The sequence below is a fragment of the Gemmatimonas sp. UBA7669 genome (genome assembly GCF_002483225.1).
Lineage (GTDB): Bacteria > Gemmatimonadota > Gemmatimonadetes > Gemmatimonadales > Gemmatimonadaceae > Gemmatimonas.
The window spans coordinates 16,228-28,726 of record NZ_DLHL01000027.1 but is presented as its reverse complement, the minus strand read 5'-3'; the positions used below and the strand labels follow the sequence as shown (position 1 = coordinate 28,726).

General features: G+C 66.6%; 12 protein-coding genes and 1 riboswitch. Of the genes, 4 read left to right on the top strand and 8 right to left on the bottom strand.

Going from position 1 to position 12,499, the window contains the following annotated elements; all coding sequences use genetic code 11:
* Nucleotides 1-67: 67 nt before the first annotated feature.
* Nucleotides 68-269, bottom strand: a riboswitch (cobalamin riboswitch).
* A gap of 94 nt (nucleotides 270-363) precedes the next feature.
* A complete protein-coding gene (locus B2747_RS07630; protein WP_291158632.1) occupies nucleotides 364-1,962 on the top strand; it encodes a cobyric acid synthase in 1,599 nt (532 codons plus the stop codon).
* Nucleotides 1,959-2,522, top strand: a complete 564-nt coding sequence (cobU, locus tag B2747_RS07625; RefSeq protein WP_291158630.1) for a bifunctional adenosylcobinamide kinase/adenosylcobinamide-phosphate guanylyltransferase — start codon at nucleotides 1,959-1,961, stop codon at nucleotides 2,520-2,522. Before B2747_RS07630 ends, cobU begins: the two co-directional genes overlap by 4 nt.
* A gap of 46 nt (nucleotides 2,523-2,568) precedes the next feature.
* On the opposite strand, the gene B2747_RS07620 is transcribed toward cobU, so the two are convergent.
* Together B2747_RS07620 and B2747_RS07615 are read right to left on the bottom strand one after the other, a co-directional pair.
* Complete coding sequence (locus tag B2747_RS07620) at nucleotides 2,569-3,660, bottom strand: hypothetical protein (protein WP_291158627.1); 1,092 nt, start codon at nucleotides 3,658-3,660, stop codon at nucleotides 2,569-2,571.
* 9 nt (nucleotides 3,661-3,669) lie between these two features.
* On the bottom strand, nucleotides 3,670-4,752 hold the full coding sequence (locus tag B2747_RS07615; RefSeq protein WP_291158625.1) for a hypothetical protein: 1,083 nt from the start codon (nucleotides 4,750-4,752) through the stop codon (nucleotides 3,670-3,672).
* A gap of 128 nt (nucleotides 4,753-4,880) precedes the next feature.
* Between B2747_RS07615 and B2747_RS07610 the strand changes: the two genes are divergently transcribed.
* Both B2747_RS07610 and mnmA read left to right on the top strand, forming a co-directional pair.
* Nucleotides 4,881-6,065 (top strand): cysteine desulfurase family protein, encoded by a 1,185-nt coding sequence (locus tag B2747_RS07610; RefSeq protein WP_291158622.1) that lies wholly within the window; start codon nucleotides 4,881-4,883, stop codon nucleotides 6,063-6,065.
* 31 nt (nucleotides 6,066-6,096) lie between these two features.
* Nucleotides 6,097-7,242: a tRNA 2-thiouridine(34) synthase MnmA gene (mnmA, locus tag B2747_RS07605; protein WP_291158620.1), complete on the top strand. Its 1,146-nt coding sequence runs from the start codon at nucleotides 6,097-6,099 to the stop codon at nucleotides 7,240-7,242.
* A 154-nt stretch (nucleotides 7,243-7,396) separates the two neighbouring features.
* On the opposite strand, the gene B2747_RS07600 is transcribed toward mnmA, so the two are convergent.
* From B2747_RS07600 to B2747_RS07575, 6 genes are all read right to left on the bottom strand, one after another.
* Nucleotides 7,397-8,692 carry a dicarboxylate/amino acid:cation symporter gene (locus tag B2747_RS07600; protein ID WP_291158617.1) on the bottom strand — a complete coding sequence of 432 codons (1,296 nt, stop codon included), beginning with the start codon at nucleotides 8,690-8,692 and terminating at the stop codon, nucleotides 7,397-7,399.
* Between the two features lie 93 nt (nucleotides 8,693-8,785).
* Nucleotides 8,786-9,163 carry an MmcQ/YjbR family DNA-binding protein gene (locus tag B2747_RS07595; RefSeq protein ID WP_291158615.1) on the bottom strand — a complete coding sequence of 126 codons (378 nt, stop codon included), beginning with the start codon at nucleotides 9,161-9,163 and terminating at the stop codon, nucleotides 8,786-8,788.
* On the bottom strand, nucleotides 9,160-9,651 hold the full coding sequence (locus tag B2747_RS07590) for a VOC family protein (protein WP_291158614.1): 492 nt from the start codon (nucleotides 9,649-9,651) through the stop codon (nucleotides 9,160-9,162). The genes B2747_RS07595 and B2747_RS07590 overlap by 4 nt, the downstream gene beginning before the upstream one ends.
* A 142-nt stretch (nucleotides 9,652-9,793) precedes the next feature.
* Nucleotides 9,794-10,669: a helix-turn-helix domain-containing protein gene (locus tag B2747_RS07585; RefSeq protein WP_291158612.1), complete on the bottom strand. Its 876-nt coding sequence runs from the start codon at nucleotides 10,667-10,669 to the stop codon at nucleotides 9,794-9,796.
* Nucleotides 10,670-10,748: 79 nt separating this feature from the next.
* Nucleotides 10,749-11,348: a hypothetical protein gene (locus B2747_RS07580; RefSeq protein WP_291158611.1), complete on the bottom strand. Its 600-nt coding sequence runs from the start codon at nucleotides 11,346-11,348 to the stop codon at nucleotides 10,749-10,751.
* Nucleotides 11,348-12,490, bottom strand: coding sequence for a DnaJ C-terminal domain-containing protein (locus B2747_RS07575; protein WP_291158610.1), 1,143 nt, complete (start codon nucleotides 12,488-12,490; stop codon nucleotides 11,348-11,350). Before B2747_RS07575 ends, B2747_RS07580 begins: the two co-directional genes overlap by 1 nt.
* Between the last annotated feature and the right edge of the window lie 9 nt (nucleotides 12,491-12,499).

The window sequence follows — 12,499 nt, the reverse complement described above, 5'->3', positions numbered from 1 at the left end:
GCACAGCATCACGCACCGGGGTGCGTGATGTCCGTTCGATGAGCCCCGCAATCCTCCCTCGAGGATGTACAGCGGGAGCGAACGGACCGGTCTCCTGGCTCGAGGCATTCGTTCCCTCCCTTCCCGGCGCGAACGGCCAGTGGGACTGCGTTGGGAACGACGGTGAGTCGTGGTGGATACTGCTGCACCACGAAGCGCCTCATACAGTGGCGGGGCCGCGCCGGCTTCGCACCGGCTTCCAACTAATGGCCCGTTCGTGTCTTCAGTTGTCTTGTGGAATTAGCGGCAAGCGGCCGCAACGCGCAAGGTGCCTCACCAGTTCCCGCCCTTGCCAATTGGGGCGCAGACAGAAATGCTGCGGGCATGGCCACCTCGTCTCCAACTTCGCACACAGCGCCGCATGCAGCGCCGCTCGGGCGCGTGCTCATGATTCAGGGCACGTCGTCACACGCCGGCAAGACCACCGTGGTGGCCGCACTCTGCCGCTGGTTCGCCAACGCCGGCTACCGCGTGGCGCCATACAAGGCGCAGAACATGTCCAACAACGCCGCGGTAACGCGCCACGGAGAAGAAGTCGGTCGCGCACAGGCCATGCAGGCGGCGGCGGCGCGCGTCGACGTCACGGTGGATATGAATCCAGTGCTGCTCAAACCACAGAGCGACCGCACCTCGCAGATCGTGGTCCTCGGCAAACCCTGGCTCACCGCCGACGCCACTGACTACTACGCCCGCAAGCATCATCTCTGGCCCATCGTGACGGCGGCGCTCGACCGTCTGCGCGCGAGCCATGACCTCGTGATCGTGGAAGGCGCCGGCAGTCCGGCGGAAATCAACCTCGCGCAATACGACATCGTGAACATGCGCGTGGCGCGTCATGCCGACGCCCCTGTGCTGCTGGTAGGTGATATCGAACGTGGTGGTGTGTTCGCTGCGCTGTACGGCACGCATGCGCTCCTCAGCGACGACGAACGCCGGCTGATCAAGGCCTTCGTCATCAACAAGTTTCGCGGTGACCCCACGCTGCTCGATCCAGGGTTCGACATGCTCGAGGCGCGAACCGGCGTGCCCACCATCGGCGTCCTCCCGTGGTTCGATCTGCGGGACCTTCCGCAGGAGGACGCACTCGAGTGGGCGCAACCCGACCACGCGCGTGAGGTGGCTGCCGAGGCGACGCCGCGTGCGCTGGATATCGTGATTGCTCGACTCCCGCGCGTGGCCAATCTCGACGAGTTCCAGCCACTGCTGCTCGAACCCGGCGTCCGCGTGCGCTTCGTGGGCCACGCCGGGGAGTTCGGCACGCCGGACCTCGTCATCATACCTGGCACCAAGTCCACCATGGACGACCTGCACTGGCTGCGTGAACGTGGTCTTGCCGATCGCATCCAGCGGCACGCCGCAGCGGGCGGCCCCGTGCTCGGTATCTGCGGTGGATATCAGATGCTCGGGCATCGCATTGACGATCCGGCCGGCGTGGAAGGTCAGGGATCGGTAGAAGGTTTGCGCCTCCTGCCCGTGACCACCGAATTCGCCCGCGAGAAGGTCACACGCCGCGTCCGTGCCACGGCCACCAATGCGTCATCACTCTGGCAGGCTCCGTCCATCGCGTTGCCGGCCTACGAAATTCACATGGGGCGCACCACCGCACTCGACCATCAGGTAGACCTGCGGCCGGCGTTTCGTGTGAGCGCTGAAGCCCCAGGTTCCGACGAGACGCCGGATGGATGCTGCTCTGCCGACGGATTGATCGTGGGCACCTATCTGCATGGGGCCCTCGAACACACGGCACTGCGGCGCGCGCTGCTCACGCGCAGTGCCGAACGCGCAGGAATTGCGCTGCCACCGCCGGCCTCCGCCCTTTCACTCGACGACGCGTTGGACAGGCTGGCCACCGTCGTTGGCGCCAACCTCGACATGGAGGCGGTCTGCGCCATGCTCGACCTGCCGCAGCGTGCGACCGCATGAGCACTGCGACCAGTGTGCTGTTGCTTGGCGGCGTACGAGCGGGCAAGAGTGCCCGCGCGTTGACACTGGCCGAATCTGCGCCCGCTGCCTGCCATATTTTCGTGGCGACCGCGCAGGCTTTTGACGAGGAGATGGCGCGCCGTATTGCCGCGCACCGCGCCGAACGCGATGCCCGCTGGCACACGATCGAGGCATCAGCGGACATCGTCACACCGCTCGCGGCGGCACTGTCCGCACGCCCGCGCGCATCGGACGAGGCGACCGTGGTGCTGCTCGATTGCATCACGCTGTGGGTGAGCAATCTGCTGCTTGCGCTCGATACGATGGACGACGCCGAACAACACATCGCGAGGCGTGCGGCGGAACTGGTGCAGCTCATGCAGACACAAGCCGACGTGCGCTGGGTGCTCGTGAGCAATGAAGTCGGGCTTGGCGTCGTGCCGCCCACGCCACTCGGACGCGCGTACCGCGATGCGCTGGGACGCGCCAATCAGCTGCTGGCCGCCGCCGTGGATCGCGTGGAGCTGATGGTGGCTGGCCTGAGTCTGCGCCTCAAGTAGCCGGCCAACGTGTGATGTGGTCTTTGCCACGACACACCACGTAACGCTACTCGCCGCGCGATTCGTCCTTGAGCGCGCCAAGCTTCGCCTTTACTGTCGCCGGCAACAGCAAGTCATCCGCGATGGCCGCCACGCCCTCGGCCTCGGCCCACGCGCGCTCAAGCGCCGACAATTCCCCTTCGAGCGCGGCACGTTCGGCGTCTTCGTACACCGCCATTTCAAAGGCAAGACGCGCCGGTGCCGGAATGGCGTTGAGATCGCCGGTATCGCCAAAGGTGCTGGCGGCGGCCCACTCGCGGCGGCGCGCGGCGGCCCAGCGACCGAATTGCTCGGGGCCTCCGGCATCTTCGATGAGACGCACGCCATCCTGCACCGTGTCGGACTTGGCGCCCCCACGGTTGATGAGCGGCATGACCCAGCGCAGAAAGGGAACGGCGTCGCTGCCGTGCAGCACCGTGCGGCCGACTTCCTGATTCTTGGGTGTGCGAAGCAGGACATCCAAGGGCGAACGCATGGGCAGCGTACGGGGATCAGGCCCGGCATGACTGTAACCGGTTTCGACTGCCCAGCCCTCCCCGCGATCGCTGGGCACCAGCCGCGGATTGCCGAACGGCACAAAGGTCCCCAGCTCCGGGTGCGGTAGTCGACGCGGATTGAGCCGTGCGTGCCGCAGCAGCGTCGCCACATTGAACAACTGAAACGCGGGAACCACGAGTGCTAGTCCGGCACCGGTGGCCACGGCACCCGCCGCGATGGCACCAATTCCCGCCACACCGGCCGCCGAGTACATCATGACCCGCCGACGCCGACGCCCGAACTGATCGCCGTAGCGCCAGGCCGCAAACTCTGGCCGCTGCGGCGCGCCAATCCGCACCAGATCCGTGCCATCGCGCATGCGCGCGAGCCCGATGTTGTCGGTACTCACACGCACGCGCGTATCACGAAAGAGCCGCTCCGCCTGCTCGATCGCCTCCCAGCGCGCATCGAACGGCGTGAGGTTCCATCGCTCACAGCCGCGGCACACTACCCACAAGCGCCCCTTGGCCGCATCGAACGCGAGGCGTCGCCCAATGGGCAGCGCCTCGATGCTTTCGTTGGTGCCCAGGGGTTTGGCGCAGTGAATGCAGGTGCTGTACATGCGCGGAAGTTAGCCCGGCAGCTGGCCGGACCGCATGTCCCGCAGGCGCTGTTCCACCGACTCGGGTGTAAACATGTTGTCGGCAATGCGCGCAATCTCCTCGGCCTCTTCCCACGCGCGCTCGAGCGCGAGCAATTCGCCTTCCATGGCGAGACGCTCGGTCTCTTCGTGCAGCGCCATCTCAAGCGCGAGACGCGATCGCACGTCGAGCGTGTGCAGCGCGCCCGGCAGCTTCTGCACCGTCTCGCGCTTGTTGTTGCCCTTCCATACCGTCGAGTCACCACCCCAGCGGCGATCCCCTGGTTTCCAGCCATGGTTCTTCTGCACCGTGGTCCACACGCGCATGGGGTCACCCGCCGCCTCCAGGAACTGCACGGCATCCTGTACCTGCGTGCGCGAGCCGCCAAAGCGATTGACCGCCGGCATGATGCGCTGCGCAGCCCGCATGGCGGCTTCGCCGGTGAGCAGGTAGGTGCCCGTCTTGGCTTCGAGACGCAGTTGCAGCGGGCCACCCTCTTCGGCGCGAACCAGGGCACTCATGCGCGCATGGCGACGCTGCAATTCCACGAGCCGTCCGTCATCCAGTTTGACGTGACCGATGGACTTGCTCTGGTTGCCGTGAATGAGCCCCTGCCAGATGGCACCGTTGGCCCAGAGGCCGGAAAAGGCGCCCATGCTGACACCGATGGCCATCACGCCACCGACGACGGCGGCCGCACTGCCCACCACGGCCCCGGTGATCAGCATCTGCCGCTTGCGCCGCGTGCCGAACTGATCGCCATAGCGCCACGCCGCCATCTCGGGGCGCTGCGGCTCACCAATGCGGATGAGATCCACGCCCTCACGCAGCCGCGCGAGGCCGATATTGTCCGTGCTCACGCGCAACCGCGAATCGCGAAAGCGCCGCTCCATGGACTCAATCGCTTCCCAGCGCTCGTCCAGCGGCGAGAGGTTCCAACGCGCGCAGGAGCGACAGATGACCCACAGACGCCCGCGCCGCGCATCGAACGCGAGACGGGAGCCCACGGGAAAGCCTTCGAAGGCCTCGTTCTGGCCGAGAGACTGGGTGCAGTGAATGCAGGTCGTGAACATGATCGGGGCTGATGGACCCTTCACACTACGGGACGAACCGCGCCGAAGTTCCGCCTTCCGTCCCGGATCTCGGGGCCAATCCACCGGCCTAAGTTCCACCGCTGTAGCCGCTTAGCTACATTTCAGGGATGTCCACCACCCCCATCTATCTCGACCACGCCGCCACGACCCCGGTGCGCGACGAGGTCATGGCTGCCATGGCGCCGTTCTTCGGCCCGCGCTTCGGCAATCCCAGCAGCGTGCATCGCTGGGGCCGCGAGGCGCGGGTCGCCCTGGATGAAGCGCGTGAGCGTGTGGCCGCCTGTCTTGGCGCGCACAGCGACGAAGTCTGCTTCACCTCCGGCGGCACCGAAGGCGACAATCTCGCCGTGCTGGGCGTGTTCCGCACACGTCGGAGCGAAGGTCGACGCGCGGCCATCACCACGCCCATCGAGCACAAGGCCGTGCTGGCCGCGGCACATCAAGTGGCGCAGGAGGGTGGTGATGAGCGTCTCGTACGCGTGGACCATCGTGGCGTGGTGGACCACGCACACTTTGTCTCGCTGCTCGACGACACGGTGGCCGTGGCCAGTGTGATGTGGGTGAACAACGAAGTGGGCGTGGTGCAGGACGTGCCGGCGTTGGCGCGGGCCGCCAAGGCCGCCGGTGCGGTTTTTCACACCGACGGTGTGCAGGCGTTTGGCAAGGTGTCCATTGACGCGCGCCAGACGCCATTCGACCTGCTCACCATTTCCGGTCACAAGATCGGTGCCCCCAAGGGCATCGGTGCGCTGTACATTCGACGCGACACGCCACTCTCGCCGCTGTTTCACGGCGGCTCGCAGGATCGTGGTCGGCGTCCCGGCACCGAGAACGTGGCCTTTGCGGTGGGCCTGGCCACGGCGGCCGAGCTCACACTGGCCGAGCATGAAGCCGAGCACGCGCGGCTCGAAACGCTGCGCCGCGAATTTGTCACGGCATTGCGCGCGCGCGTGCCGGACGTGGTAATACACGCTGAGGGTGCGCCAACGGCGCCGCACATCGTGAACCTGTCCATTCCCGGTACCAACAGCGAGTCGCTGCTCATGGCGCTCGATCTGCGCGGCATTGCCTGCAGTGCGGGCTCGGCGTGTCAGAGCGGCAGCGTCTCGGCGTCACACGTGCTGACCGCCATGGGCGTGCCCGTGGAACTGGCCAACGCGGCGCTGCGTCTGTCGTTTGGCGCGCTGTCCACACCCGAGTGTGTGACACGCACGGTGGACGCGCTGGCCACGCTGGCGGACAAGGCCCGCGCACCGCGCGCACAGGCGCAGTTCGCGGTCGTGGACTTCTGATGCTGTCGTACTCTTCCCCGTATCGCGTGTCATGATCTATTCGCCCACGTTCCCGTCGCTCGTCACGCCGCTGCCCGCCAAGGGTGAGCGGGTGCTCGTGGCCATGAGTGGCGGCGTGGATTCGTCGGTGGCGGCGGCCTTGCTGGTGGACGCCGGATGCGACGTCGTGGGTGTGACCATGAAGCTGCATGGTGACGACGCGGACGTGCCTGACCGGCCGTGCTGCTCGCTCGATGCCACCAGCGACGCGCGGCGCGTGTGCGAAACGCTGGGCATACCGCACTACGTCACCAACCTGGTCGATCGATTCGGTCAGGATGTGCTGAACAACTTCGTGCAGGAGTACGCGCGCGGCCGCACGCCCATTCCCTGCGTGCGCTGCAACACCTTCACCAAGTTCCGCGATCTGCTGGCCAAGGCCGACGCCATCGACGCGCGCTGGCTCGCCACGGGACACTATGCGCGCATCGGTCGCCGCGATGGTCAGGCGGTCATGCTGCGCGGTCGCGACGCGGGCAAGGATCAGAGCTACTTCCTCTGGGGCATCGAGCGCGCGGTGCTCGATCGTCTCGTGCTGCCCATTGGCACGCAAACCAAGGCGGAGACGCGCGAGATTGCGCGGCGCTTTGGATTGCGCACCGCCGAAAAGATCGAGAGCCAGGACATCTGCTTCGTGCCTGACGGCGATCACGTGCGTGTCATTCGCGAGCACTTGGGCGCCGACGCGCCGGCGCTGCAGCGAGGGCCACTGCGCCTGGTGAGCGGCGAGGTCGTTGGTGAGCACGAGGGCTTTGCGCGCTACACCATTGGGCAGCGCCGCGGCCTGCCGGGCGGCTTTGCCGCGCCGATGTTCGTGGTGGATATCGTGCCTGACGAGCGCGCCGTGGTGATAGGTCCGCGCGAGGCGCTGCTGGGCCGCGGCCTCGAGGCGCGCGAACTCAACTGGATGGCCGATGCGCCGCAGGTTGGCGACGCGGTGCAGGTGCAGGTGCGCAATCGCGCCAAGCCCTCGCCGGCCACGGTGCTGCGCATTGATGACCGCGACATTGAGCTGGCCCTTGATGAGCCCATCCAGGCCATTTCGCCGGGACAGTCGGTGGTGCTGTACGACGGCGAGGTGGTCCTGGGCGGCGGCGTCATCGAGAAGGGGCGGCGGATGCTCCCGCAGTTTTCGTGACCGCTGGTGCGGTCGTGGACTGCCACTGCAGTTGCGGGAACTGAAAACGCAGTCGTGGACAGCCACCGCGGTTTTGGCGCCGCCAAAGCGGTCGTGCAGACTGCAGTGGCCATCCATGACCGAAGTGGCAGTTTCCCCGCGACTGCAGTGGCAGTTACTGCTTTTCCGCTGTAAGCACGGCCACTGCCATATCCGCCGTCACGTTGAGCAGCGTCTTGAACATGTCCGGCAGCGTGTCGAGCGCGATGAGCATGCCAATGCCCTCGATGGGCAGTCCGATGCTCGTGTAGAGCGGCACCTGCAGCAGCATGCCGCCGCTCGGGATGCCTGGCGTGCTGAAACTCAGCACCACACTCGATGCCGCCACCAACGCCAGATTGCCGGTGCTGAGTTCAATGCCGTACAGCGCGCCCACGAACAGCGCACCCACCACCCAGTACACGGCACTCGTGAGCTTGAACACCGACGCCGTAAGCGGCAGCACGAAGCCCGTGGCCGTGCCCGGCAGGCGCAGCACATCGGTGGCGCCCTTCACCATGGCCGGCAGCGCCGCCAGTGAACTGCGTGTACCCATGCCCACCGCCTGCGAGGGCAATAGCGCGCGCGCAAAGTCGCGCAGCGGGACCCGACGCGAGAGCGCAACAAGCACGTAACACGCCACCGTGGCCACCAGATGCAGTACCACCAGCACCATCACGTAGAACGCAATCGCACCCAGCACACTCGCGCCCAGCTTGTGGCCCAGCACCGTGGCCAGCGCAAAGATGCCGATGCCACCAAGCGCCAGCATCCAGCGCACCACCACCAGCATGGTGTCGGCCATGCCGCGAAAGAACGCCAGCTGTGCCGTGCGCGGCCCCTCGTTCACGCGGCCCAGCGCAAACGCGTACAGCAGTGTGAACAGCACCACCGGCAGCAGCGTACCGTCGGCCGCCGCCTTGATGGGATTGGTGGGAATGAGCGACAGCACCCAGGTGCGCAGCGACAGCGCATCGGCCGGCGGCACCTCAATGCGCGCCGTTTCCCGCAGACGCGCCGTGGCTGCAGGGTCGAGGGCGAGGGACTCGAACCACACCGGTGCCACCAGCAACGACATGACCGCGCAGGCCACCAGCATGGCCAGCATCCAGCCAAACGCCCGCGCCCCGACGCGGCCCGTCATCTGCAGATCACCGCCGCCCGCCACACCCACAATGAGCAGCGGCACCACCAGCGGAATCACCGTCATGCGCACGGCATTGATCCACGCCGTGCCAATTACATCAAGAACAGCCAACAGCGACGTGGTGAATGCCGAGGGCGCGCTCTCGCGCCCGAGCAGCATGCCAAGAGCCAGACCCAGCACGAGGCCAAGCGTGACCTGCACCCCCACCGAGCGCAGGGCTGACGAACGCAGGGGCGAAGAACGCGGGGCGGGAGGAGGCGGGGTCTGTGGAGCCGATTCCGTCATGCGCGCGAACCTATGCCCTGCACCGCCATTGCGCGACCCTTGCGTGCCCCTCGCCTGCCTCTTTGGGGCACGCGCCGATCAACTCAGCGCAGCTCAGCCCCCGTGCGCCTGCAGCAATCGCTTGGGCGCCACCTGCCGATATCCGTCCCGCAGCAGTTCCTCCACCTCGCGCCAACGCGGTCGCTTGTCCAGCCACATGCCCACCCACCCCGACGGCCCCACATAGGGCGGCGAGAAATAGCGCGCAGGATCCAGCTCCATCAGCAGACGCTGATTCTCCGCCCTGGCCTTGATCCACACCGCCGGACGCCCGCGCCCGTGATGATTGCCCGGACTTGCATACATGGCAAACAGCTTGTTGCGCACACGAAACGTGGGCTCGCCCCAGGCCTCCACTTCGTGCGCATCGGGCAGGGCCAGACAGAGCGCGCGCACACGGTCCAGTGCGTCCAATGTCGCCGCCGCGCTCATGACGACGCGTGCTCCATCGTCGACGCGCTTGGCTCATCGCCACCCGAATCGGCCAACACCTCGGAGCTGGCATCACCCAGCGGATGGTAATTGCCGACATGCCACTCCTGGCCCTCCGGATCACGCACCGTGAACTCACGCGTGCCATAGGGCGTGTCCTCAGGAGGACGGGTCACGACCGCCCCTGCCTCCCAGGCGCGCGCACACAGCGCGTCCACTTCGTGCGCCGACGCGGCCACCATGGCCACATACAGCGACGCATGACGCTGCGGCAAACTGCTCGCCGCCGCCCATCCGCGCTCGTCGCGCGGCGGACCAATCATGAGCGCCACCGACCCACGCACAACCTCTGCGTGCGCAATGCGGCCGTCGGCGTTTCGATGCACGACCATGGGAACGAAATCAAAGGCCTCCCGCAGAAACACCAGCGCGGCGTCGGGATCGGCATAGGTGAGACAGGGATAGCAGTGCAGCATGAAGGGACGCATGACGGGACGCAGGTCAGAGGAGACGGTGAAGTGCGTCCGTTGAATCTGGGGGGCGTCCAGCGTCAAGGCTTGAATGTTTCGGCTGTCAGCAGGCACGAGCGTGGCATCGTGACGCGCAACCGACCGCAACAATTCGTCGGCTCTACTCGCCCGGCAGCGGCAAACCCATGAGCTCCGTTCCCGCCAGCGCTTTGTAACGCGACGGTGTCATCCCGGTAAACGCCACCACATCACGGGTCAGATGCGCATGATCGGCGTAGCCGACCGCCGCCGCAACAGTGCTCAGCGATGTCTGGGGCCGGGTGCGCAGCACATGCGTGGCGCACTCCACACGATGCACCGACAGCAGACGACGCGGCGTGAAGCCGGTGGCGTCCTGCACAAGCGCTGAAAACTTCTTGTTGCTCCAGCCCAGTGACTGCGCCACTTCCTGCACCGGTCGCACGCGAAAGGCCTCGCCCGCCAACACATCCACCGTACCGGTGCTCGCACAGCCCGCCGGCAGACCGAGCTCCGTCCACGCCCAGCGCATGGCAGCCGGAATGCGCGGGCTGCTCATCCAGCGGCGCACGAGGGCCGCATCCAGCAACGCGAAACGCGTGGGCCAATCCGGCGCCGACGTGAGGTCCTCAACCAGTTGACGACCCTCGGCCCCCATCACCGCCGGCAGATCGATGATGGCATTGGTGATCTCGTGCATGGGACAGCCCAACAGACGACGCGCCCCCAGCAGCGAGAAATTGACCTGCAGTGCCACGCTGACGGTCGACATGCGCACGTCGACCCAGCAATCGTACGGTCCCGCAATGAGGCTGCCGCGGATTTCTGCCGTGCGCTCGAGCGCATCCCGCAGCGAGTAGACCGCGCCGAACGGAATGACGCAGGGCACCAGCAGCGACGGTGTCTCGCGGCGTACGATGGACTCATCGAATCGCTCGACCCACGCGACGTAGTCGCCGATGATGGCGTCGCGCAGACAGGGAGACGGTGCCGAGGAAACGATGGAACAGGAAGGCATCTGTGATGACAGTGGGAACCCGGCACGACCGCGACTCCGCGAGTCGGATCGATGTGCGCACTACCTGCGGACTACGTGCTTAGAACCCGAAACCCGCCGACCAGGTCACCATGCCCTTGCCACGTTCACCCTGTGCATCGCGGCCCAGCGGCACGTAGTAGCCCACCTCACCACCCAGCGCGAGCAGCGGCCAGAGATGCACACTGCCGCCCACATACGTCCGCTTGGCCAACGCGCCGAGCGGATTGTCAAACGTGCGCAGAATGCCCGCCGTCACCGCCGTGCCACTGCCCCAGTGTCCAAGCGAGTTGGCAAGACCCACGTTGAAGCTCGCGCCGCCCAGTCCCACCTTGGCCGCGCCGAGGAAACACCAGTCGGTGGTTTCGCTCTCGCGCACATAGCCCATGCCATACGCGAGGGCAAACTTGAAGGGCGCGCCGTATGTCAGGCCGCCCATGCACTGATCAAAATGCCAGCGCGGCGCTGAATGCGTGACCGTGTCCTGGGCCGCAGACGCGGCCGCGACCGCGACCGCGCGTGCGCTTCCCGCCTGCATCGCCACCGGCTCCGGTGCCGCCTGCGCACGCAGCGCGCTCGCGCTCGCGCTGCCGACCTGCGCCACACAGGCCGTGGTCAGCAACGCCGCGTACGTGGTCAGCGACCTCCGCGCGGCATGCATCAGAACTTGAGCCCACTGGCTTCCGCAAACTCCCGCATGGCCTTCTCCTGCGCTTCGGTGAGCGATTCCGGTACGGTGATCGTGATCTCCACCAGCAGGTCCCCACGCTTGCCATCCTTCTCGATGCCCTGTCCCGCCACCTTGAAGCGACGACCGGCCGACGTCCCGGCCGGAATGCGCAGCGCCACCTTCTTGCCGTCGAGTGTCTTCACGCTGATGCGCGAACCCAAGGTGGCCTGCGCGATGTTGATGGGCACCGTGGCAATCAGATCGAGACCGTCCCGCTTGTAGAACCGATCGGGTTGCACGTCGAAGGTGATGACAAGATCGCCGGCCTGCCCGCCCGACGCGCCCTTGCCCCCCTGACCGCGCAGTCGCACCTTGTGCCCCGTTTCCGCACCCGGCGGCACCGAGATGAGCACCGTGCGACGCACCCGTGCCTCTCCCGTACCACGGCAGGTGGGACAACGTTCCGACGGCACGCTGCCGCGACCCACACACACCGGGCAGGGCCGGTTCACCGCAAAGCTGCCCTGACCAAATGAGATCACGCCGCGGCCGTTGCACTCGTTGCAGGGCTTGATCTGCGCGCCGGGCGCGGCGCCGTTGCCACGGCACACCGCGCACTCCTCGTTGACCTCGAGCTCCACCGGGACCTTGCCACCGGCCGCGGCCGTGCGGAACGGCACCTGCACGGTCTGCTCGATGCTCTGCCCACGTTCAGGGCCCTTGCCGCGCGCACGCGCCGCACCAGCCGCGCCGCCAAACATCGACGAAAACAGATCGCCAAGTCCACCGAGCCCACCCACGTCGAAATCGGTGAACGTGCCCGCACCCGACTGCCCGGGACCGGTACTGCCAAAGCCACCCGGCCGCGACGACGGGCGCGCGCCACCGAAGCCGCTCATGCCACCAAAGGCACCGAGCCGCCGCATGTCGTCGTACTGTTTTCGCTTGTCGGCGTCGCCCAGCACGTTGTAGGCCTCGGAGATTTCCTTGAAGCGCTCCGATGCCTTGGGGTCGTTCTGATTCGCGTCCGGATGGTACTGCTTGGCCAGACGGCGATACTGCTTCTTGATCTCGTCAGCCGTGGCTGACGACGACACACCGAGAATCGCGTAGTAGTCGGGGCTATTCGCCATGGATGGCTG

Coding starts and splice junctions, on each gene's coding strand:
- B2747_RS07630 (WP_291158632.1), top strand. CDS start 364: ATGGCCACCTCGTCTCCAACTTCGCACACAGCGCCGCATGCAGCGCCG.
- cobU (WP_291158630.1), top strand. CDS start 1,959: ATGAGCACTGCGACCAGTGTGCTGTTGCTTGGCGGCGTACGAGCGGGC.
- B2747_RS07620 (WP_291158627.1), bottom strand. CDS start 3,660: ATGTACAGCACCTGCATTCACTGCGCCAAACCCCTGGGCACCAACGAA.
- B2747_RS07615 (WP_291158625.1), bottom strand. CDS start 4,752: ATGTTCACGACCTGCATTCACTGCACCCAGTCTCTCGGCCAGAACGAG.
- B2747_RS07610 (WP_291158622.1), top strand. CDS start 4,881: ATGTCCACCACCCCCATCTATCTCGACCACGCCGCCACGACCCCGGTG.
- mnmA (WP_291158620.1), top strand. CDS start 6,097: ATGATCTATTCGCCCACGTTCCCGTCGCTCGTCACGCCGCTGCCCGCC.
- B2747_RS07600 (WP_291158617.1), bottom strand. CDS start 8,692: ATGACGGAATCGGCTCCACAGACCCCGCCTCCTCCCGCCCCGCGTTCT.
- B2747_RS07595 (WP_291158615.1), bottom strand. CDS start 9,163: ATGAGCGCGGCGGCGACATTGGACGCACTGGACCGTGTGCGCGCGCTC.
- B2747_RS07590 (WP_291158614.1), bottom strand. CDS start 9,651: ATGCGTCCCTTCATGCTGCACTGCTATCCCTGTCTCACCTATGCCGAT.
- B2747_RS07585 (WP_291158612.1), bottom strand. CDS start 10,669: ATGCCTTCCTGTTCCATCGTTTCCTCGGCACCGTCTCCCTGTCTGCGC.
- B2747_RS07580 (WP_291158611.1), bottom strand. CDS start 11,348: ATGCATGCCGCGCGGAGGTCGCTGACCACGTACGCGGCGTTGCTGACC.
- B2747_RS07575 (WP_291158610.1), bottom strand. CDS start 12,490: ATGGCGAATAGCCCCGACTACTACGCGATTCTCGGTGTGTCGTCGTCA.